The following is a 23986-nucleotide window of genomic DNA, read 5'->3' on the forward strand; positions in this document are numbered from 1 at the left end:
ATTCTCTCAGGGTCGGGTCAGGGGCGACGGTCGGGCGCCCGGTGGCGGCCACGGCCGACCACCGGCGCGAGCCCGCGGCGGGCACCGAGCAGGAGGATGCCGAGGGCGAGCAGGGCCAAGGCGAGGCCGAGCATCACCAGGATGTTGCTGCCCGTGAACGCGAGCGGCTCGTGCGGGGTCGGGGGCCGGGGCGCCGGAGGCGGCGGGGTCGGCGCGGTGGGGGTCTCGACGGCAGCGGCGTCGTCGATGGCGCCACCACCGCCCACCAGCTCGGCCGTGGCGGTGGCGACGTTGCGCAACGCATCACCCGTGGTCTCACTGGCGGTCACCTGGTGCACGCGGGTGAGCTCGGTGCACTCGACGGTGTCGCCCGGGGCCAGCGGGCCGGCGTCGCACAGGGCGGCGTCGAGCCCGACCATGCGGTCGGTGATACGGATGTCGACGAGGCTGGTGGTGCCGGTGTTGGTCACCGCAAACTCGTAGCGCACCGACTCGCCGGCGTCGGCGACGCCGTCACCGTCGCTCTCGAGCAGTGTCGCGGTCTTGGTCAGCTGCATGCCGGTGCGGGTGTCCGTGGGCGTGCTGGTCGAGCTCGTCCCGGACACCGTCTCGCCGCCACCCGCGGGCGTGCCGCTGGCCGTGGCGTTGTTCTGCACCGACCCGGCGTCGACGTCCGCCTGCGTCACGGTGTAGGCGCCGGCCGTGCAGGTCGCGGAGGCCCCCGGCGCGAGCGCCGTGACGGGGCAGGTGACGTCGCCGAGCTTCGGGTCGGTGACCCGCAGACCGGAGACGGTGACCGTGCCGGTGTTGGTGACCGTGAACTCGTAGTCCACCGTCTCGCCCACGTCGGCGAGCCCGTCGCCGTCACCGTCGCGCAGCACGCCGGCCTTGACGAGCTCGAGCGCGGCGACGTGGGTGACCGGGGTCGTCACCGTGTCGGTGGCGTCGACGGGCAGGCCCGCCGAGTCGGTGGCCGCCACGGTGGCGGTGTTGACGACCTGGCCGGCGTCGACGTCGGCCTGGGTCAGCACGTAGGTCACCGTGCAGGTCGTCCGCGCACCCGGCGCCAGGGTCGCCGCACCGCACGGTGCGTCCGTGACGCCGAGCTTGGCGTCAGTCAGCCGCACAGCGGTGAGGGTGCCGTTGGAGGTGTTCGTGATGGTGAACGTGTAGGCGAGGGTGTCGCCGGCATCGGGCCGCCCGGACCCGTTGGCGTCGACGAGGTCGCCGGCCTCCTTGACCAGGGTGACACCGGAGACGCGGTCGAGCTCGACGGTCTCGTCGTCGGTGGCGGTGACCGGCGTGCCCGTCGTGCCGTCCGGGCGCACTGGGGTGCCGGTGGCGGTGGCGGTGTTGTCGACCGACCCTGCGTCGATGTCGCCGACGGTGAGGACGTGGTCGCGGGGTGCCGCACACGTCACCGAGGCGCCGGGCGCGAGCGGGGCGTCGGAGCAGACGAAGTCGTCCAGGCCCAGCATGGTGTCGCTGACGGTGACCCGCCCTATCGTGGTGGCCCCGGTGTTGGTGACGGCGAAGGTGTAACCGATCCGGTCACCGACGGACGGTCGGCCATCGCCGTCGACGTCCTGCAGCGACCCGGCGGTCTTGACCAGCGCGATCGAGCTCGTGGCGCCGAGTGGCGTCGTCACCGACGAGGGCTCCGACGTGACCGGTGACCCGCCACCGACAGGATGACCGCTCGCGGTGGCCGAGTTGGTGACCGCGCCCGCGTCGGCGTCGTCCTGGGTGAGGACGTATGCCGGGGCCGTGCACGTCCGCGACGCGCCGGGGGCGAGCGGGCCGTCGCCACACGGCATACCTCTCAGGCCCAGCTTCGCGTCGGTGACGGTGACCGGGTCGAGGGTCGTCACACCGGTGTTCTCGACCAGGAACGTGTAGGTGATGGTGTCACCCTCGTCGACCCGGCCCGAGCTGTTGGCGTCGACCACGTCACCGGCGGTCTTGGTGACGGTGAGCGAGCTGGCCGCATCGAGCACGACCGACTCGGTGTCGCTGAACTCCACCCCGGAGCCCGCCGGGTCGACACCGGTGACTGTCGCGCGGTTGTCCACCCGGCCGCGGTCGATGTCGGGCTGGGTCAGGACGTAGGGCTCGGCGGTGCAGGTCATCGACGCGCCGGGCGCCAGCGACGTCTGCGGGCAGTCGACGGAGATGCCGGCAGCGGCGAGCAGCGGGTCGCTGACCGCGAGCTGGCGCAACGTGAGGTTGGAGCTGTTCGTCACGGTGAACTCGTAGGTGACGGTGTCACCGACGTCCTGGCGGCCCGAGTCGTTGGCGTCGACCACCGGACCGGCGGTCTTCTCCAGCACCACGGCGGCGACGTTGTCGAGGTCCGTGGTGGTGCCGTCGGTGTCCGTGACAGCCGGGCCGGTGGGCGCGCCGCCGGTGACCCTGGCCGTGTTGGTGACGACACCGTCGTCGACGTCGTCCTGGGTGAGGACGTAGGCCTCGGGAGCCTCGCACGTGGCCGTCTCACCAGGGGCCAACGTCGGCGCGCACACGAACCCGGCCAGCTCGAGCTTGGCGTCGTCGATGGTGACCGGCGACAACGTCTGGGCGCCGGTGTTCTGCACCACGAAGCTGTAGCGGATCTCGTCACCGGCGTCGGGCCCGTTGCGGTCGAGGTCGACGACGGCCGAGGCGTTCTTGGTGATGGTGATCGCGTTGACGGGCGTGAAGGTCGACGTCTCCGAACCGCTGCTGTCGACCGGTCCACCGCTCGGCGGTGTGCCGGTGGCGGTGGCCGTGTTGGTCACAGTGGCGGCGTCGATGTCGGCCTGGGTCAGGGTGTAGGTCGCGGTGCACTCCACCGACTCCCCGGCCGCCAGCGTGGCCGCGCACTGGATGTCCTCGGCGCCGATCCGCGGGTCGTCGACCGTCACCGGGGCCAGCGTGCGGCTGCCCGTGTTGGTCACCGTGAAGGTGTACGTGATCGTGTCGCCGGCGTCGGGACCGTTCCGGTCGCCGTCGACGACCGGTCCGGCCGTCTTCTCCAGTGCGACCGAGTCGGCCGGCTCGATGGTCACGACCTCGGTCGAGTCGTCGCTGACCGGCTCACCCTGGGTGGTGGTGCCGGCGACCGTCGCGGTGTTGTCGACCCGCAGCGTGTCGATGTCGGCCTGGGTGAGGACATAGGGCGCCGCGGTGCACGTCGTGCTGGTGCGCGGTGCGAGCGTCGTCGCCTCACAGGTGACGCCGGACAGCTTGGGGTCGGTGACAGCGATGCCCTGAACGGTCAGGTTGGAGGTGTTCTCCACCGTGAACGTGTAGGTCACCGTGTCGCCCGCGTCGGTGGCGTCGGGCAGTCGGCCCCCGGCCGTGGTCGGCGCAGCGGCAGTCTTGGTGAGCACCAGAGTGGCGACGTTGTCGAGGTCGGTGGTGACGTCGTCGGTGGCCTCCGGGTCGACGCCCTGCGGGGAGTCGCCGGTCGCCGTCGCGACGTTGCGCACGAACCCAGCGTCGACGTCGTCCTGTGTGAGCGTGTATGCCGCGGGCGCCGGGCACGTGGCCGTGTCGCCGGGCGCGAGGCTGGCCACGCAGACAAAGTTGTCGAGGGCCAGCAGCGGGTCGTCGATGGTGACCGGCGCGAGGGTCGTGGCCCCGGTGTTGGTGACGGTGAAGGAGTAGTCGATCTCGTCGCCGGCGTCGGCGCCGTTGGCGTCGGGGTCGCGCACCGCCGAGTCGTTCTTGGTCAGTGTCAGCGCCGACCGAGGCTCGAAGGTCACGGTCTCGTCGTCGCCCGCGCTCACCGGGTCGGCGCCCGCGGGCGGCGTGCCCGTGCCGGTGGCGGTGTTGGTCACCGAACCCCGGTCGACGTCGGCCTGGGTGAGCACGTACGGCTCCGGAGCCGGGCACGTGCGCGACTGGCCGGGTGCGAGCGGGGCGCTGCCACACGGCATACCCGTCAGCTCGAGCAGTGGGTCACTCACGGTGACCGGGTCGAGTGTGGTCGCACCGGTGTTGGCGACGGTGAACGAGTAGCTGATCGTGTCACCCTCGTCCGGACCGTTGCCGTCGAGGTCGACGAGCGCACCGGCGTTCTTCACGAACGTCATCGAGCTGACCGGGTCGAGCTCGACGGCCTCGGTGGCGTCCACCGGGATGACGGGGCCCTGCGGCGACGTAGCCGTGAGGGTGGCCGTGTTGTCGACGCGCCCGCGGTCGATGTCGTCCTGGGTGAGGACGTGCGGCGCGGCCGTGCACGTCATCGTGGCCCGAGCCGCCAGCGTGGTCGACGGGCAGGTGACGGCGCCCAGCATGGGGTCGGTCACTGCCACCCCGGTGAGGGTCAGGTTGGAGGTGTTGGCGACCGTGAAGGTGTAGGTGACCGTGTCGTCCGCGTCCTGGCGACCGCTGCCGTTGGAGTCGGCCACCACACCCGCGACCTTGTCGAGGGTCATCGTCGCGAGGTTGTCGAGTGGGGTCCTGGTGGAGGAGGCGTCCTCGACCGGGTCACCGCCGGCGACCGCTGCGGTCACCGTCGCAGAGTTGGCCACGACACCGGCGTCGACGTCGTCCTGGGTGAGGACGTAGGTGGGCGCCTCACAGCTGGCGGTGTCGCCGGGGGCGAGAGTGGTGATGCACGGGAAGTCGCCGAGGTCGAGCTTGGCGTCGTCGACGGTGATCGGGCCCAGGGTGCGGGCACCGGTGTTGCGCACCGTGAAGGTGAAGGTCATCGTGTCGCCCGCGTCGGCGCCGTTGCCGTCGTTGTCGACGATCGTCGACGCCGACTTCGTGAACTCCAGGGCAGCGGCCCCGTCGACCGGCGTGGTGATCGTGTCGGTCGCGGCGACCGTGTCGCCTGCCGGAGTCGTGCCCGTCGTGGTTGCCGTGTTGGTCACCGAGCCGCGGTCGATGTCGGCCTGGTCGAGGGTGAGCGTCGCGGTGCACTCGGCGGTATCGCCGGGAGCCAGCGACGCGGCGCACGCGAAGTCCGTCAGGCCCAGCTTGTCGTCGTCGATGGTGACGGGCGACAGCGTCTGGGAACCGGTGTTCCTGACCGTGAACGTGTAGGTGATGGTGTCACCGGCGTCGGTCGTCGTCGGGAGCATGCCACCGTCGACAGTCGGCTGGCCGGCGGTCTTGGTGAGCTCGACGCCGTTGCGCGCCGTGAGCGGCGCCGACACGGTGTCCGTCGCGCCCACATCGTCACCCGACGGGTCCTGGGCCGTGGCCGTGGCAAGGTTGTCGACGCGGCCACGGTCGATGTCGGTCTGCGTGAGGACGTACGGCGTAGCCGTGCAGGTCGTCGTCGCCCGGGCCTCCAGCGTGGTGTCCGCGCAGGTGATGTCGCCCAGCAGCGGGTCGCTGAGGCGCAGCCCGGTGAGGGTGAGGTTGGACTCGTTGGTGACGGTGAACCGGTAGGTGATCGTGTCACCGGCGTCGGTCACCGTGTCGAGCCTGCCCTGGTCGGCGGTGGGTGCACCCGCCTGCTTGTCGAGGACGAGGACCGCGACGTTGTCGACATCGACCGTCGCGCTCGAGGTGGCCGTCGGGTCGGCGCCCACGGGGGCGTCGCCGGTGGCGGTCGCCGTGTTGGTCACCGCACCGGAGTCGACGTCGGCCTGGGTGAGGACGTATGCCGCGGGGCCGGCACAGATCGCGGAGTCGCCCGGCGCGAGCGTGGCGACGCACTCGAAGGTGCCGCCGAGGCGGCTGTCGCTGATAGTGACCGGGGCCAAGGTGGTGGCGCCGGTGTTGGTGACGGTGAACGTGTACGTGATCGTGTCGCCGGCGTCCGGGCCGTTGCCGTCGTTGTCGACGACGGCCGAGGCGCTCTTGGACAGGGTCACCGCGTTGGTGGCCGGCAGGTCGACGCGGGCGACGTCCTCGTAGTCGACGACGGTGCCGTCCGGACCCGCCCCCTCGACGGAGGCAGTGTTGTCCACGCCACCGGCGTCGATGTCGCCCTGGGTGAGGACGTAGCGGAAGCTGCACGTCGCGCTTGCTCCGGGCGCGAGGCGGCTCTGGCCGTCGCAGGCGACGTCAGCCACACCGAGCTTGGCGTCGGTGATCAGCACCGGGTCGAGCGTGACGGTGCCGGTGTTCTCCACGGTGATCGTGTAGGTGACGGTGTCGCCCGCGTCGGTGACGGTCGAGAGCCGGCCACCGGTCAGGGTCGGCACCGAGGCCGTCTTCTCGATGGTGACGGCGGGCCGGCCCGGGACGGCCGTGGTGACTGTGTCGGTCGCGCTGACCTGTGGGTCGTCGGGGTTCGGCGGGTTGGCGGTCGCGGTGGCGGTGTTGGTGATGCTGCCGCGGTCGACCTCGGCCTGGGTGATGTCGTGCGGCGCGGTGCAGGTGACCGACTCGCCCGGGGACAGGACGGCCTCGCACTGCAGGTTGGTCAGCTTCAGGGTCGGGTCGCTCACCGTGACGATCGACAGGGTGGTGTTGCCGGTGTTGGTCACGGTGAAGCTGTAGGTGATCCGGTCACCGGCGTCCGGGCCGTTGCCGTCGCGGTCGTCGATGGCCGAGGCGGTCTTGTCGATGGTGAGGGCACTGGCCGGGTCGATGACCACGAGCGCCGAGTCGGTGTCGGTGACGGCGCCACCGGCCGGGTCGGTGCCGCGCACGGTGGCCGTGTTGCTCACGCTGCCAGCGTCGATGTCGCGCTGGGTCAGGACGTGGGGAGCTGCCGTGCAGGTCGTCGACTCGCCGGGAGCGAGGCTCTGCTGGGTGCAGGTCACGGCGCCGAGCAGCGGGTCGTTCACGGCGATGTCGTCGATGGTGAGGTTGGAGCTGTTCGTCACGACGAACGAGTAGGTGATCGTGTCGCCGGCGTCAGTGACGTCGCCGAGCCGGCCACCCGCCGTCGTCGGCGCGCCCGCGGTCTTGGTGAGCGTGAGCACGGCGACGTTGTCGACGTCCACGGTTTCGTCGTCGGTCGCGGTGGCGTCGGGCCCGTTCGGCGCGCCACCGGACACGGTCGCCGTGTTGTCGACCGCTCCGGCGTCGACGTCGGCCTGGGTCAGCACGTACGGGCTGGGGGCCGGGCAGGTGACGCTTGCACCGGGCGCCAGGGACGCGACACAGAGGAAGTCGTCGAGCCCGAGCTTGGTGTCGTCGATCGTCACCGGAGCCAGGACGGTGGAGCCGGTGTTGGTGACCGTGAAGGTGTAGACGATCGTGTCGCCGGCGTCGGCGCCGTTGCCGTCGAGGTCGCGCACCGCCGAACCCGACTTGGTCAGGGTGAGCGAGTTGCTGGCCGGGATGTCGACGCGCGCGCTGTCACTGGCGGTGACGGCCGCATCACTCGGCGGGGTACCGGTCACGCTGGCGATGTTGGTCACGCCGCCGGCGTCGATGTCCGGCTGGGCGAGGGTGTAGGTGAAGGTGCAGGTGGCCGACGCCCCGGGCGCGAGCGTGCTCGCGCCCGAACAGGGCACACCAGCCAGGCCGAGCTTCTCGTCGGTGATCTCGACGTCCCGCAGCGTGACGGTGCCCGTGTTGGTGACGGTGAGGGTGTAGGTGATGGTGTCGCCGGCGTCGGTCGTCGTGCCGAGACGTCCACCGGACACGGTCGGCTCTCCGGCCACCTTGTCGATGGCGATGCCGGGGCTGGTGGGGAGCGTCGAGGTCGCCGTCGCATCGTCGGTGACCGGCGTGGCGCCGCCGGGGGGAGTGGCCGTCGCGGTCGCGGTGTTGCGCACGACCCCGGCGTCGAGGTCGGCCTGGGTCAGCGTGTAGGTCGCGGTGCACGTGGCCGTGTCACCGGGCGCAAGGGTCGGTGCGCACGCCAGCCCGGTGACACCGAGCCGCGCGTCGGCGACGGTGACGGTGCTCAGGGTCTGGTTGCCGGTGTTAGTCACCGCGAAGGCGTAGGTGATCGAGTCGCCGGCATCGGTGCGCTGCGGGTCGCTTCCCGCCGCCACGGTGGGCTCGCCGGCAGTCTTGCGCAGGTCGACGGAGTTGCTGCCGTCGATGGTCACGGTCGCGGTGTCGGCGTCGCTGACACCGGTGCCGTCGGGCTGGGTCGCACTGGCCGTGGCGGTGTTGGCGACGCGACCGGCGTCGATCTCTGCCTGGGTCAGCACGTGCGGAGCTGCCGTGCAGGTGGTGGAGGCGCGTGGCGCGAGCGTCGCCGCGTCGCAGGTCACGTCGCCCAGCATGGGGTCGGCGACCTCGACCCCGGTCAGGGTGAGGTTGGAGTCGTTGGTGACGGTGAAGCTGTAGGTCACTGTGTCACCCGCGTCGGTGACCGTCGGCAGGTCCCCACCAGCGACCGTCGGGGTACCCGCTGTCTTCACCAGGCGCAGCGCCGCGACGTTGGTGAGCGCGGTCGTGGTCGCCGCGTCGTCAGTGGGGTCGGTGCCGGTCGGCGCGTCACCGGTTGCGGTGGCGGCGTTGGTCACCGCACCCGCGTCGACGTCGGCCTGGGTCAGCACGTAGGGCGCAGGGGCCTCACACGTGAGCGTGGCACCCGGTGCGAGCGACGGGGCGCAGCTGAAGTCGTCGAGACCGAGCATCGGGTCGTCGATGGTCACTGGCGCCAACGTCGTGGAGCCGTCGTTCGTGACCGTGAACGTGTAGTCGATCGTGTCGCCGGCGTCCGGGCCGTTGCCGTCGAGGTCACGCACACCCGAGGAGTTCTTGGTGAAGCTGATGGCGTTGGTCGGGGCCAGCGGGACGGTGACGTCGTCGGAGGCCGTGACCGAGGTCCCGGTGGGCGTCGCGCCGACAGCACTCGCCGCGTTGGTCACCGAGCCCGCATCGATCTCGGCCTGGGTGACGGTGTGGGTGACCGTGCACGTGGTGCTCTCGCCGGGGGCGAGTGAGTCGTCGCCGCCACAGACGCGACCCGACCAGCCGACCAGCTCGTCGGTCACCCGCACCGGGCTGAGCGTGACGTTGCCGGTGTTGGTGACGGTGATCGTGAACTCGACCGTGTCACCGGCATCCGTGACAGTGTCGAGTCGGCCGGCCGCCACCGTCGGAGCACCAGCGGTCTTCGACACCGCAACGGCCGGCGACGAACCGACGGTGACGACGGCGTCGTCCGTTGCGGTCACGGGCGTGCCACCACCCGGCGGCACGGCCGAGACGGTCGCGACGTTGCGGAAGCCGCCGGCGTCCACGTCGGCCTGGGTCAGGACGTAGGCAGGTGAGGTGCAGGAGCGCGAGGCGCCCGGCGCCAACGGGCCGGCACCACACGGCATACCCGTCACGTTGATGCGCTCATCGGTGACCGTGACCGTGTCGACCGTCGTGGCACCGGTGTTGGTGACCGTGAAGGTGAAGGTGACCGTGTCGCCTGCATCCGGGCCGTTGCCGTCGACGTCGGCGACCGGGCCGGCCGCCTTGTCCAGCGACAGCGTGCTCGTCGGGGCGAGGACCCGGGTCTCCACGGCGCTGTCGGTGACCGGACCGGTCGGGCTCGTGCCATCGACGCTCGCGGTGTTGGTGACGCGTCCGGTGTCGATGTCGTCCTGGGTCAGGGAGTAGGGCGCCGAGGTGCAGGTCATCGAGGCGTTCGGCGCGAGGCTGGTCGACGGGCAGGTGATCGCGACGCCGGCCGAGGCGAGCATCGGGTCGCTCACCGCCACACCGGTGAGCCGGGTGTTGGCGGTGTTGGTGACCGTGAACGAGTAGGTGATCGTGTCACCGGCGTCGGTGACGCCCGGCAGGCGACCGCCAGCCGTCGTCGGCGTGCCGGACGTCTTGTCGATCTCGATGCTCGTGACCCGGTCGATGGTGAGGGTCTCGCTGTCGGTGTCGGCGGGGTTCGCACCGGCGGAGGCGGTGGCCGAGGCGGTCGCGGTGTTCTCCACCGTGCCGGCGTCGACGTCGTCCTGGGTGAGCGCGTAGACCTTGGTGGCCTGGCACGTCGTGGAGGCGCCCGGGGCAAGGGGGCCGGGCGTGCAGACGAAGCCGGAGAGGCCCAGCTTGGCGTCGTCGATGGTGACGTCGCTCAGGGTCGAGGCGCCGGTGTTCTGGACGGTGAAGGTGTACTCCACCGTGTCGCCCTCGCTCGGCCTGCCGTCCTCGTCGACGTCGACGATGCTGCCGGCGGTCTTGGTGAGGACGATCGAGTTTCGCGGGGTGACGGTGGTCGTGGTGCCGTCGCTGCCGGTCGCCGTGCCTGTGGGGGTGTCGACCGTGACGGTGGCGGTGTTGGTGGCCGCGCCCGCGTCGACGTCGGCCTGGGTGAGCGTGTAGGTCGCAGTGCACGTGGTCGAGGCACCGGGCGCGAGGCTGGTCGTGCCACAGGCGAAGCCATTGAGGCCCAGCTTGGCGTCGGCGATGCGCGGGTTCGTCACCGTGGTTGCACCGGTGTCGGTCACCGTGAACGTGTAGGCGATCGTGTCGCCGGCGTCGGGTCCGTTGCCGTCACCGTCGGAGATCGCGCCGGCCGACTTGGTGAGCCGGACGGAGCTGGCCGGGGTGAGCTGCACCGTCGCAGGGTCGGTTGCGGTGACCGTGCCGCCCTGCGGGTTGCGCGCGGTTGCGGTCGCGGTGTTGTCCACCCGGCCGCGGTCGATGTCGGCCTGCGTGAGGGTGTAGGCGCCGGAGGTGCAGGTCGTCGATGCCCCCGGCGCGAGAGTCGTTGTGGGACAAGCGATCCCGACACCCGCGCCCGCCAGCAGCGGGTCGGTGACCGTCAGACCGGTGAGGGTGACGTTCGAGGTGTTGGTGACGCGGAACGTGTAGCTCACGGTGTCACCCGCGTCGAGGCGCCCGGAGCCGTTGGTGTCGGCGACCGGTCCGGCATCCTTGGCGAGGGTGAGGCTGGCCAGGTTGGTGATCGGGACGTCATTGGCGTCGGTCGCCGTGGGGTCGGTGCCCGTGGCCGCGTTGCCCTTTGCCGTGACGTCGTTGTGCACCACGCCGTTGTCCACGTCGCCCTGCGTCAGGACGTATGCCGCGGGGGCAGCGCAGGTGGTCGACTCACCCGGCGCGAGCGAGGCGACGCACTGGAAGTCGGTGAGGCCGAGCTTGGTGTCGGTGATCGTCACCGGGGCCAGCGTGGTCGTGCCGGTGTTGGTGACGGTGAACGTGTAGCTGATGGTGTCGCCCTGGTCGGCGCCGTTGCCGTCGTTGTCGACGATGCCGGCGTCGCGCTTGTCGACTGTGAGCGAGCCGGCTTGGGGCACGGTGACCGTCGTGCTCGCGGTGTCGGTGACCGGGCCGGTCGGTGAGGTGCCATTGACGGTGGCGGTGTTGTCGACCCGTCCGGCGTCGATGTCGCCCTGCGTGAGGGAGTGGGTGGCCGTGCAGGAGACCGTCGCCCCGGGCGCGATCGAGCCGTCGGCGCAGAAGTAGTCGGTGAGGCCGAGCGTCGGGTCCGTGATCGTGAGCGTGGACAGCGACGTGCCGCCAGTGTTCGTGGCCGTGAAGGTGTAGGTGACGGTGTCGCCCGCGTCGGTGCGGTTGGGGTCGGTGCCGCCCGCCGTGGTCGGCGTGCCACCGGTCTTGACCAGGTCGACCGAGCTCGCGGGGGCGACCGGGGTGGAGACGGTCGCCGAGTCGGTGACATCGGCACCGCGCGGGTCCTGGCCGGTGACGGTGGCGGTGTTGTCGACGCGCAGCGCGTCGACGTCGCCCTGGGTCAACGTGTAGGTGCGGGTGCACGTGGTGGTCTGCCCCGGCTCGAGCGTGGTGGTGCCGCAGGTCAGGTCGGTGACGTTCAGCTTCGGGTCGTCGATGGTGACGCCGGTGAGCGTGACGTTGGAGGTGTTGCGCACCGTGAAGGTGTAGGTGACGGTGTCACCGGCGTCGGTGGACCCGGGGAGACGCCCGCCGGATGTGGTCGGGGCGCCGGCCGTCTTGGTGAGGTCGATGCCGGCGACCTGGGTGACCGGTCGGGTCTCGGAGTCGCTGGCGCGCGGGCTCGTGCCGGACGCGGCCACCGCCGTCGCGGTCGCGGTGTTGTCGACCTTGCCGGCGTTGATGTCGGCCTGGGTCAGCCGGTAGGTGACAGGCGCGGCGCAGGTCGCGGTGGCGCCGGGGGCCAGCGGCCCCGCCGTGCACAGCCACCCCGACAGGCCCAGCTTGCTGTCGGTGACCGTGACGTTGCTGAGCGTCGCCGACCCGGTGTTGGTGACCGTGAAGGTGTAGTCGATCGTGTCGCCGGGGCTGGGGCTGCCGCTGCTGTCGACGTCCTTCACCGCGCCACCGGTCTTGGTGAGGCTCATCGAGTTGACCGGCGTCAGGGGCGAGACCTCGCGGTCGCTGCCGGTGACGGTGCCACCGGTGCTCGGCGTGGCGGTGGCTGTCGCGGTGTTGACGACCTGGCCGGCGTCGACGTCGGCCTGGGTGATCGTGTAGGCCGGGCTCGTGCAGGTGACGCTTGCGCCCGGAGCGAGCGGCCCTGCGCTGCACAGGAACCCGTTCAGGCCGAGCTTGGCGTCGGTCACCCGGATGTTGTTCAGGCTGGCCGCGCCGGTGTTGGTGACGGTGAACGAGTAGGAGACGGTGTCGCCCGCGTCGGGGCCGTTGCCGTCGACGTCGACCACGTCGCGCGACGCCTTGTCGAAGGTCAGCGACGACCGCGGGGTGACGGTGACCGTCTCGGCGTCCTGGGCCGTGACACTGCCACCGAGGGCAGGGACGGCGGTGGTCGTCGCCGTGTTGTCGACCCGGCCGGCGTCCACGTCGGCCTGGGTGAGGACGTAAGGGGTGGGCGCCTGACAGGTGACGGTGGCGCCCGGGGCGAGCGGGCCCGCGCTGCACAGGTAACCCGACAGGTTGAGCTTGGGGTCGCTCACCGTGATCGAGGACAGCGACTGCGCGCCGGTGTTGGTGACGGCGAAGGTGTAGACGATCGTGTCGCCGGCGTCCGGGCCGTTGCCGTCGAGGTCGTTGACCGCCCCACCGGTCTTGACGAGGGAAGCCGACGCGGCCGGGGTGAAGGTGACCGAGGCGGTGGAGCTGTCGCTGACGGTGTTGTTGTTCGGGTCGGTGCCCCGGACGCTGGCCGTGTTGTCGACGCGTCCGGCGTCGATGTCGGCCTGGGTCAGGCGGTATGCCGGGCTGGTGCACGTGATCGTCGTGAGGGGGTCGACCGTGCCGGTCCCGCACTGGTAGTTCGTGAGGCCGAGCTTGGTGTCGTTGATGACGACACCGGTCAGCGGGACGTTGGAGGTGTTGCGCACCGTGAAGGTGTAGGTGATCGTGTCCCCAGCGTCGACCCGACCGGAGCCGTTGGCGTCGACCACCTGGCCGGGCGTCTTGGTCAGGTCGATCGAGGCCAGGTTGTCGATGCTCGTGCTGGTGGAGTCGGTGTCGGTGGGGACTGTGCCGTAGGGCGGCGTGGCCGTCACCGACGCGGTGTTGGTGACGGCGCCGGCGTTCACGTCGGCCTGGGTGATGATGTAGGCGACACCGGTGCGACAGGTGGCGGTTGCCCCGGGTGCGAGCGGGCCGGCGGTGCAGAGTAGGTCGTCCTGGTTCAGCTTGGCGTCGTCGATGAGGACGTTGGTCAGGGTCGTCGTCCCGGTGTTGCGGACGCTGAACGAGTACTCGATCTCATCGCCCGCATCGGCCACCCCGTTGCCGTTGGCGTCCATGACGCTGGAGGCGGTCTTGGTGAGCTCGATGCCGTTGGTGCCGGTCGTGGTCAGCGTCGCGGTGCCGGTGGCGCTCACCGGGGTGGCGCCGCCGGGTGGGGTGGCGACGACACTCGCGGTGTTGGTGATGGAGCCGGCGTTGATGTCGCCCTGGGTCAACGTGTACGTCGCGGTGCAGGTGCGCGAGGCGCCGGGCGCGAGGCTGCCGGTTCCACAGGCGTAGCCGGACAGGCCGAGGCGGGCGTCGTTGACGACGACGTTGCCGAGCGTCGTGTTGCCGGTGTTGGTGACCTGGAAGGTGTAGACGACCGTGTCGCCCGCGTCGCGCCCGTTGCCGTCGAGGTCGTTGACGGTCCCCACCGACTTGGCCAGGGTCATCGACGCGGTCTGGGTCGGGGTGCTGGTCGACGACGTCGCCGTGGGCTTCGGCAGGTTGTTCGGCGGCGTGCCCGTCACCGTGGCCGTGTTGGTCACCGTGCCGGCCGCCATGTCAGAGGCCGTGATCGTGTATGCCGCGGACGGCGCGCACACGGTCGTCTCACCGGGCGACAGGACGGGGTCGGCACAGGTGATGGTGATCCCGGCGCCGGCCAGCTTGGGGTCGGAGACCGTGGTGGCGGTCAGGTCGACCGTGCCGGTGTTGCGGACGAGGAACGAGTAGGTGATCTTGTCACCGGCGTCCGTGAGGCCGTTGCCGTTGACGTCCTGGACGGAGGCGACCGACTTGGTCAGCGACATCGAGGTGGTCGGGGCGGCCGGTGGCGCGACACAGGCGGCGTTGTCGGTGGTGGCCCCCTTCTCCTGTCCCGCGGGGAGCGCGACGGAGTTGTACAGGCCGGTGCCGGGACCGCCGCAGGCGGTCGCGGCCGTCGTGGTCGTCGAGTGCGCGGTGACGGTCACGGCATACGTCTGCGTCGTGGAGCCCCCGATCGCGGTGCCCGCGGGAGCGAGCACCCAGGGTCCCGCCGTCGAGCTCGAGCCGCTGACCGGTCCGCTCCAGATCACGCCGTCGATGGCGATGGTGCTGGCGAACTGCGGGGTGTCGGTGAGCGCGCCGTAGGTCGTCGGGGTCTGGCCGCTGTTGGTGACGGTGACCGTGTAGGTCACGGTGAAGCGGCCCGTGGTGGGGTCGACGGTACTGGTCGAGCCCTGCGTCTTGGTGACGTTGAGGCTGGCCGGGGTGGCGACCGTGACGGTCGCGGTGGCCTGGTTGGACGACGCGGTGCCGGCGCTCGAGGTCGCCGACGCCGTCGCCGTGTTGGTCACCTTGCCTGCGGTCTGGTCTGCGGCCGTGACGGTGTAGGTCTGGGCGGGCGTACAGGTGACGGACGCACCGGGAGCCAGCGGCCCGGCGGCGCAGGTGACGGTGCCACCCAGCTTGGGGTCGTTGACCGTGATGGAGCTGAGGGTGGTGTTGCCGGTGTTGGTGGCCGTGAAGGAGTACTGGACCGTGTCGCCCGGGTCGGTGACGCCGTTGCCGTTGACGTCATTGACCTTGGCGACCGACTTCGTCAGGCCGATGACGGCCGTGCGGGCGAGCGAGGTGCTCGTCGAGGACGGGTCCTGCACCGCGGTGCCACGCGCCGAGGTGGCCTTGGCCGTGGCGGTGTTGTTGACCGCGCCCGCGTCGACGTCCGGCTGCGTGACGGTGTAGGTGACCGACGTGCAGGTCATCGTGGCCCCGGGGGCCAGCGAGGTCTGCGGGCAGGTGATCGTGCCGAGCATCGGGTCGGTCACGGTGATCGCGTTCAGCGTCGTGTTGCCGGTGTTGCGGACCGTGAAGCCGAAGGTGATGGTGTCGCCCTGGTCGGGCCCGTTGCCGTCGACGTCGGTGAGCCCGAGCGCCGTCTTGGTGAGGTCGATAGCGGCGGCGTCAACCGCGGGGACCGTCGCGGTGCTGGGGGCGGAGGTGACGGCAGTGCCGTTCGCGGGGGTGCCGGTGGCCGTGGCCGTGTTCGTCACCGCCCCGGCGTCGAGGTCGGACTGGGTGACCGTGTAGGTCGCGGTGCAGACGAGCTTGACGCCCGGTGCGAGGGTCGCCGGCTGGGCCGGGGTGCAGCTGAGGGCCGACAGGCCGGCCTTGGGGTCGGTGATCCGCACGCCGGTCATGGTGCGGTTCGAGCTGTTGGTCGCCGTGAACGTGTAGGTGATCGACTCACCGACCTGCGAGACCGACGACTTGTTCGCCGCCTTGGTGAGGTCGAGGGTGCCGGTGAACGGCAGCGGCGTGGTGTCGGTGTCGGTGCCGGTGGCGGTGGCACCCAGCGGGGTCTTGCCGCTGGCGCTGGCCGTGTTGTCCACGCGCCCGGCGTCGAGGTCGGGCTGGGTGAGGGTGTAGCTCGCGGTGCACGTCGTGCTGGCGCCGGGGGCGAGGGTCGTCGTCGGGCAGGTGACGGTGCCGACCTTCGGGTCGGTGACGCTCACGCCGGTGAGCGTCACCGTGCCGGTGTTGGTGACCTTGAAGGTGTAGGGCACCTGGTCGCCCGCGTCGAGGCCGTTGCCGTCGGGGTCGGTGATCGTGCCGTGGGACTTGTCGAGGACCAGCGTCCCGGTCGGGGCCAGGTTGGTGGTGGCCGTCGAGGTGGCGCTGACGTCGGCGACGGCACCGGCGGGTCGCCCGCTGGCGGTTGCGGTGTTGTTGACCGCTCCGGCGTCCATGTCGGGCTGGGTGATCGTGTAGGTCTTGGTGCACGTCATCGACGCACCCGAGGCAAGGCTGGTGCTGGGACAGCTCACCGGGCCGACCTTGGGGTCGCTCACGACGACGTTGGACAGGGCGGTGCTGCCGGTGTTGCGGACGACGAACGTGTAGGCGACCGTGTCCCCTGCGTCGAGCCGGCCCGAACCGTTGGCGTCGACCGGCGTCCCGGCGGACTTGGCCAGGGTGATGCCCTCGGTCTGCACGGTGTTGGTCGTGGTCTGCGACGTCGACGTGCGGGTGACGTTGTCACCGGCCCAGCTGTAGGTGGCGTTCGCCGTGTTGGCGATGGACGCGCCGGCGGCTGCGCTCGCGTTGACCTTGACCTTGAACGTGATGGTGCTGGACGACCCCGCCGCGATCGTGCCGCCTGTGGTCGCCGTGGCTCCGGTGCCAACTCTCGCGGTGACGGTGTTGTTGCCGAAGTCGGCCTGGTCGTCCCCTGCCCCGTCGGTCTTGGCAGCCCCGTCGACGGTGATCGATCCCGGGACGTAGGTCGTGCCCGGCGGGATGGCGTCGGTGATGGCAGAGGTGAGGGCGGCATCACCACCGTTGTTGGTGGCCTTGACGGTGTAGGTGAGGGTGTCGCCCGGCACGGTGTTGCCGCCGTTGTCGTCGACGACCTGCTTGTCGAGGATGATGCAGGGAGCCGTGCCGAAGGTGATGTTGTCGAGGAAGTTGCCGAGGGTCGGTCCACCACTGCCGGTGATTGCCTCGAACTGGAACCGCGTCGTCGTCTGGCCGGCAGGCACCGTGTAGGTGCCGGTGTAGTTGACCCACGCCGCATCGGACGTGGTGAGCTGACGCTGCTCGACCGGTGCGCCAGTGGACCCGATCTTCACCGACATGGTGTTGGTCTGGTCGCCCGAGACGGTGTTGGTGCTGCGCGCGCGGTGCCACAGCGACCACCGCATCGTCGTGCCCGGCACGGTCGGGAGGTCCTGGTAGAGCGCCGAGGCCTGGGTGGCGTTGAGCTCAGCCCACTGGCTGCCGCTCTGGGGGGAGATCGACAGCCCGCCGTTGGACGTCGTGATGGTGCCGCGCCAGTACTCGATGAGGTTGTCGGTGGCCGTGGTGTTCCAGAACAGGCCCGGGGTTCCCTCTAGGACATTGGTGCCTGCGCCGTTGGGGACCACCGGGGTCTCGAAGTTGCCGTTCTGCAGCGCACTGACCGTGCCGCAGCTCGTCGGGTTCTGATCGGCAGCGGCGGGGGTGGGGTTCTGGATGACCTGCACGACGAAGGTCAGCATCGACAGGACGAGCGCGACCGAGACCAGGCTCGCGACACGACGAAGCGCGCGCACGCCGCGCGCGGAATCCCATGCGAGCAGATGCACCGCTCGCCCTACTGTCTGATCCACAGACATGCTCACCAACGTCCTCCCTGCTGGAAGCGCATGCCTGCGCGTCGCGGCATCCACGGTTCGCAGGGGGCGTCCAAGAACGTACGGACCCTAGCGTCCCGCACCACCGGTAAAGGACTGGTCAAGGGCTGGTAGGTGACGCTTCAAGGAGTTAACCCCACAAGTCTGACCAAAAGGACTAGACCAGGGGCCCTCGGAACCCGTGCTCGGGGTCACCGGGAGGCGACCAGGGCCACCGCCAGGGGCAGGCAGGACGCCACGAGCAGCAGCAGGTCGGCCCGGGTCCACGTCGCCCGCAACGCCCAGGTGCGCCGGCGCGCCGTGGCGAACCCGCGTGAGTCCATGGCCACGGCGAGCTCGGCCGCGGCCTGGAGGGAGCGCACGAGCATCCCGAGGGTCAGCGCCCACAGCTCGGCCATGACGGACCGGGGTGAGGAGGCGCGGGCGGCGATTCCCCGCACCCGGCGGGCGCGGGCGATCTCGGCCCAGATGTCGCCGAACGTGTGCACCCGCTGCAGTCCGGCGCCGATGGCCACCGCGAGCCGGGCGGGCAGCCGCAGCAGCTGGCCGAAGTGGTCGGCGAGCGCGTCGGCGTCGACGTAGCGGATGAGCACCGCTGAGGGCAGCACGATGATGAGCACCCGCAGCCCGGCCGTGGCCGCGACCTCGAGGTCGCGTGACCCGAGCAGCCACGTGGACCACGCGACCGAGACCGCGCCGATGGCGGCCGGGACCATCCGCAAGGCAGTACCCAGCACCCGGCGGGGTGGCGCGGGGCCGCGACCCGGGGCCGACAGCCCCACCACCGCGAGGGCGAGCTGAACGGCGAGCACGGTGAGGCTGACCGACCAGTGGGCCGGGATGATGCCGGTCGGGATCGCGAGCGCGGCCGCGCCGATCAGCGCGAGCGGCCCGCAGCGCGCGACGAGTGGCCGCCTCGGCGCCGGCGGGTCCGGTGGCTGTGCCGGGCGGGTGATGGTGGTGGTGCGGTCGGCGCGCTCCACCACCGCCTCGTCGTGGGTGGTGAGGACGACGGCCGACCCGCGGTCACGCATCGCCTCGACGATGCCCATCACCGCAGCCCAGGTCAGCCGGTCCTGGCCGACCGTGGCCTCGTCGGCGAGCAGCACCTCCGGCTGGTGGACGACGGCCGACACCATCGCCAGCCGGCGCTGCTCCCCGCCGGACAGGTGTCGGGGGTCGGCCTGCTCGAGGTGTGCGAGGCCCACGACGCCGAGCAGTGCGCGGGCCCGGGCGAGCGGCTCGTCCTCGACCTGTCCGAGCGCCCGCGCGGTGGTCATGACCTCCTGCAGGACGGTGCCCGCCACGATGGTCGAGGACGCCCATTGCGGCACCCAGGCGACGAGGGCGGCGACCTCGGTCGTCGACCAGGTGCGCGGGTCCGCCTCATTCGTGGTGGCGGCGTGGCGCGCGGGCACGAGGCTGTGGTTCGCGGCGACCGTGCCGCTGTCGTGGTCGAGGAGACCGCCGAGGGTGAGCAGGAGCGTCGACTTGCCGGCACCGCTGGGCCCGACGAGCGCGTGCACCTGACCGGCGCGCGCCTCCAACGACTGGTCGGCGACGGCGATGCTGCGTCGGGTCGACCCGTCGAGCCGCCGGACGGTCCGTCCGACGGTGACGTCACGGGCCGCGAGGCTGACGATCCCGGCACCAGTCGCGCTCGTGGTGAAAACACCGTCCGGTATGCCGCGTGGTTGCGGCGCAGGGAACCCCGGCACCCAGATCCCTTGTGCCGCAAGGCTTTCGCCGTGCTCGGCCAGCACCGTGGCCGGATCGCCGTCGACGACGGGGCGCCCGTCGGCGTCGAGCACGAGGATCCGGTCGGCGAACGCCACCCACGGCCCCAGCTTGTGCTCGACGACCACCGTGGTGAGGTGGCGATCGGTGACGACCCGCTCCACGCTGTCGCGCACGGTGGCAGCGTTGACGGGGTCGAGCATGGCGGTCGGCTCGTCGAGCAGCAGCAGCGACGGTTCGAGCGCGAGGGCCCCGGCCAGCGCGAGCCGTTGCTGCTCACCACCGGAGAGCGCGTGGGTCGGGGTGTCCTGCGGCAGGTCGAGGCGGACGGCGGCGAGCGCGGAGGTGACGCGGGCCGGCATGTCGGCACGCGGCATACCGATGTTCTCCAGCCCGAAGGCGACGTCGCGACCGACGGTGGCCGACACCACACCAGCGCCGGGCTCCTGCAAGACCAGGCCGACCGCCCCGGGTCGCGCACCCGGTGCAGCGCCGTCGATGGTGACGCTCCCCGACAGGTCGCCGGAGGCGGTGGCCTCGAGCGCACCGGCCAGCGCCCGGAGCAGGGTCGACTTGCCCGAGCCACTGGGGCCGACGAGCAGGAGCCGCTCCCCCGCGGCGAGGTCGAGGTCGAGCCCGGCGATGATCGGGTCGCGTCGCCCGTAGGGACGCCAGGTGAGGTCGCGGACCTCGACCCGGCCGCCGCCGGACGCGGTGGTCACGGCGGCGGCTGCGAGGTCGTGGAGGTCAGACAGCGCGGCTCTCCCGCAGCTCCTGGCCGGGCGGGAACGCGTTCAGCGCACCGGCTCTCGCCAGGGCCCGGGTGAGCAGCCAGCCGAGCACCCCGGCGAGGACGACGCCCGAGACGACGAAGCACGCGGCATACACGACCCACCACGACCCCTGCCAGGTGCTGAGGTAGCCGAACCGGTAGAGCTCCCAGATCGACTCGAGGAACCCACTCAGCGCACCGCTCAGCATGGCGACCACCAGGCCGAAGGCGCGGTAGCCGAAGATCGCGAAGACCAGCTCGGCGCCCAGGCCCTCGATGATGCCGGAGTAGAGGGTGTCGGCCCCCCACGCGGTGCCGGGAAGCATCGAGACCAGCGCCGCGATCACCTCGCAGCCGAACGCCGCCCCGGGACGACGAACGACGAGGCCGCCGACGACACCGGCGAGCAGCCACGGGCCGTAGGTGAGCGCGCTGATCGGGGCGAAGGCGGATCCGAGCGCCTCGGACGGCACCCGGTAGGCCAGGCCCCAGCCCCAGTAGGCGATGCCGAACGCGGCACCGAGGAAGACCATGGTCAACAGGTCGACGGTGCGCCAGCCGGTGAGCGGCATCGACGCGCGGACGCTACCCGGCCGCAACCGCGCCGGGTTGCTCGACGACGCCGTGGAGGTGCCGGCCGAGGGCTGGGTGCCGGGGTTGCCGGCGGATCGGTTGGTGGTGCTCATCTGATTCTCCCGTGGGATCCGGTGGATACCTCGGGGAGACCCCGGCCGGGAGAACGCACCCGGTGGGACGCGGTCGCCCGACAGGTGCCTGAGAACTCGACTCCCTACGCCGGTGCGAACCGGATCAGGTGTGAGGGTCTGCGGTTGCCCGCACTCTCAGCGCTTGCGCGCTCCCCTGTCGTTACCCGAGTCACTGTACTCCTGCCTGTGGCAGGGTGGAGGGGAAGGTCTCCCGACTTCGAACGCGGAACACCAAGCCTGAACACCTCGGAGGCAGAAACACATGGGTCCCCTCGTGTGGCGCGTGATCGGCACCGGCTCGGCCGTGCTCGCCGGCATCGTCGCCAACAAGCTCGTCACCACGGTCTGGAAGAAGGCCGGCCGCGACGCGGTCATCGACCCGCGCGACCCCCGCACGCCGTGGAAGGACGCCCTGGCCTTCGCCGCGCTGACCGGTCTGGCCGCGGGTGCGGCCAAGGTGCTGGCCACCCGGAAGGCCGCCGAGTACTACCAGAAGTCGGCCGGCCACCTGCCCAAGGCGATGCAGCAGGGCGACGCCTGAGGTCGCACTCCCGAGGTCCCACTCCCGAGGTCGCACGTATGCGGTCAGGTCACGGTGCGGAACCGGGAACCACCCGCGTCAGGATGTCCTGGACCGTCACCACGCCGACCTGACGGTCGCCGTCCACGACGACCACGAGCTGCTCGCGGGCAGCCTTCATGGCGGCAAGGCCCTCGTGGAGCGGTAGGTCCTGCTCGACGAGGTGGGCGGCCCGAGACAGCCCACGGGCCGACGCCGTGGCGTCCTCGAGCAGGGTGTCGCGGACGTGCACCACGCGCGGCTGCCCGCCGGGACCGTCTCCGCCGGGCGATGGCCTCTGGGGGCCGGCGACCAGGACTCGCATGTGTCCGGTGCGGGCGGACAGCGCCTGGACGTCGGCCACCGTGGCGTCGGGCGCCACCATCACCACCGGGCGGCGCGGGTCCACGAGCTCACCCATCGTCACGGACTCCAGCCCGATCGCTCCCGCAAGCGGCGGGTGGAACTCGGGGTCGAGCGCACCCACACGCACCGAGTGCTCGATGAGGTGCCGCAACGTGTCCGGGTCGCGGCCACCGCCCTCCGCCCGCTGCACCGGGTTGACTCCGGAGGCCCGGACCAACCGGTTCGCGAGGTCGTTGATCCAGGTCAGCAGGGGGCGCAGGGGACGCACGAACGCCCGCGCGGGGCGGCCGACCAGCAGCGCCGCGCGCTCGGGGAACGTGATGGCCCAGGACTTGGGCGCCATTTCCCCCAGGACGAGGTGCAGGAACGTCACGAACAGCAGGGCCAGGACGAAGGCCACGACGTCCGCGGCCCAGTCGGGCAGCCACGGCTCGAACCACGGCAGGATCGCGCCATCGACCGCGGGCTTGGTGACCGCCCCGAGGGCGAAGGTGCAGGCGGTGATGCCCAGCTGGGCACCCGCGAGCATCACGGTCAGCTCGTGCGAGCCCCGCAGGGCAGCCCGGGCCGAGGCGCTGGTCGCGGCAAGCTCCTCGAGCCGGTGCCGGCGAGCGCCGAGCAGGGCGAACTCGATGACCACGAAGAAGCCGCTGGCGACGATGAGGGCGGCGGTCACGGCCACGACCACGAACGGGTTGGTGAGCATCAGTCCTCCTCACCGTCGCTCGGAGCGTCGATGGCGCCGTCGACCTCGTCATCCGTGACGAGGGACAGCCGGACCAGGCTCGGCACGTACCGCTCGACCTCCAGGACCTCGAGGTCCACGGCCCGCACGCGCTGCGCGCCGGGGTCCTCCCACGGCATACCGGGCAGGTCGACCCGCACCACCTGACCGGCGCTCGGCAGCTCACCGGCGGTGGCGATGAGCAGGCCGCCGAGCGTCTCGTAGTCGCCCTCCGGGAGGTCGTGGCCGACGGCCCGCTCCACCTCGTCGACCGGTGCCTGCCCGTCGACGACCCACGCCCCGTCCCGCGCCACCACGAGGGGGGCGAGGTCGGTGTCGTGCTCGTCGTGCAGCTCGCCGACCACCTCCTCGGCCAGGTCCTCGAAGGTGAGGATCCCGCTGAAGTCGCCGTACTCGTCGACCACGCAGGCGAGCTTGACCCCGGCGTCCTCGAGGGCACGCAGGGCATCCGGCAGGCTCATCGACTCGGACACGACGACGGGGTCGCGGGCGAGCTCGGCGACGCTCACCTCGTGACCGCGGGCGCGCAGCAGGTCGCCGAGCTGCACCAGTCCCACCACCTGCTGCCCGTCGACCACGGGGTAACGGCTGTGCCCCTGGGCCATGAGCCGGCGCAGTTCGGTGAGGGTCGTGTCGGGCCCGACGGTGTCGACCTGCGATCGCGGCACCAACGCGTGCTCGACGGTCTTGTCGGGGAAGTCGAGGATGCGGTCGAGCATCAGGGACAGACCTGCCGGGAGGTCACCGCTGTCCCGCGACTCGGCGACAATCCGCTCGAGGTCCTGGGCGGTGGCGCTGCTGTCCAGGTCGTGCAGGGGCTCGATCCGCAGGAGGCGCAGCAACCGGTCGGCCGCCACGTCGAAGACCGTGATGATCCACCCGAACAGTCGCAGGTAGACCACCGTCGACCGGGCGAGCCGGCGCGCCAGCCGGTCCGGCTCGGCGATGGCGAGGTTCTTGGGGTAGAGCTCGCCGAAGATCATCTGCACGATGGTGGACAGGAGCAGGGTGGCGGTCGTGCCCACCGAGATGCCCAGCGCCGCCGGCACGCCGGCGTGCCCGAGCAGCTGGCCGAGCGCGGCACCCACCAAGGGCTCGGCGACGAAACCCACCAGCAGCCCCGTGACGGTGATGCCGAGCTGCGCGCCGGACAGCATGAAAGAGGTCCGGCGCGTCACGGCCAGGGCTCGCGCGGCAGCCTCGTCACCGGCGCTCGCCGCCGCGCTGAGGCGCTGACGGTCGACCGCCATGAAGGCGAACTCCTGCGCGACGAAGTAGCCGTTGGCAGCGATGATGACCGCGATCGTCAGGAGTCCGGCGAGCAGCTGGAGGACAACCATCAGCACGGCCCGTCACTGGTGTTCACGGGCGCCCTGCAACCTCCGCTCGTCCACCCGCGCCCTGGACGGTCCGGTCGCCAGGGCTGGATCGTCACGGGTGGAAAGAGGTGCCAGCCTAACCCGGCTGCCCCCGCCCGCCCAACGGTCC

Annotated in this window: 6 protein-coding genes and 1 riboswitch; of the genes, 1 reads left to right on the forward strand and 5 read right to left on the reverse strand. The window is 71.4% G+C overall.

What is annotated here, in order from left to right; all coding sequences use genetic code 11:
* Positions 1-17: 17 nt before the first annotated feature.
* From HJG52_RS21435 to HJG52_RS18380, 3 genes are all read right to left on the reverse strand, one after another.
* Positions 18-17564 carry a DUF7507 domain-containing protein gene (locus HJG52_RS21435; protein ID WP_171245074.1) on the reverse strand — a complete coding sequence of 5849 codons (17547 nt, stop codon included), beginning with the start codon at positions 17562-17564 and terminating at the stop codon, positions 18-20.
* Between the two features lie 239 nt (positions 17565-17803).
* The gene (locus HJG52_RS18375; protein ID WP_346767838.1) at positions 17804-20071 is read right to left on the reverse strand and encodes an ATP-binding cassette domain-containing protein; all 2268 of its coding nucleotides are present in this window, start codon (positions 20069-20071) and stop codon (positions 17804-17806) included.
* Between the two features lie 25 nt (positions 20072-20096).
* Positions 20097-20807 (reverse strand): ECF transporter S component, encoded by a 711-nt coding sequence (locus HJG52_RS18380; RefSeq protein WP_171245075.1) that lies wholly within the window; start codon positions 20805-20807, stop codon positions 20097-20099.
* A gap of 84 nt (positions 20808-20891) precedes the next feature.
* Positions 20892-20994: riboswitch (TPP riboswitch) on the reverse strand.
* A 96-nt stretch (positions 20995-21090) separates the two neighbouring features.
* Here HJG52_RS18380 and HJG52_RS18385 point away from each other — a divergent pair.
* On the forward strand, positions 21091-21369 hold the full coding sequence (locus HJG52_RS18385) for a DUF4235 domain-containing protein (RefSeq protein WP_171245076.1): 279 nt from the start codon (positions 21091-21093) through the stop codon (positions 21367-21369).
* A gap of 49 nt (positions 21370-21418) precedes the next feature.
* On the opposite strand, the gene HJG52_RS18390 is transcribed toward HJG52_RS18385, so the two are convergent.
* Together HJG52_RS18390 and HJG52_RS18395 are read right to left on the reverse strand one after the other, a co-directional pair.
* Positions 21419-22459, reverse strand: coding sequence for a CNNM domain-containing protein (locus HJG52_RS18390; protein WP_171245077.1), 1041 nt, complete (start codon positions 22457-22459; stop codon positions 21419-21421).
* Positions 22459-23838, reverse strand: coding sequence for a hemolysin family protein (locus HJG52_RS18395; protein ID WP_206071101.1), 1380 nt, complete (start codon positions 23836-23838; stop codon positions 22459-22461). The genes HJG52_RS18390 and HJG52_RS18395 overlap by 1 nt, the downstream gene beginning before the upstream one ends.
* Positions 23839-23986: the final 148 nt, after the last annotated feature.

It is taken from the genome of Knoellia koreensis (genome assembly GCF_013041615.1).
In the GTDB taxonomy this organism is placed as follows: domain Bacteria; phylum Actinomycetota; class Actinomycetes; order Actinomycetales; family Dermatophilaceae; genus Pedococcus; species Pedococcus koreensis.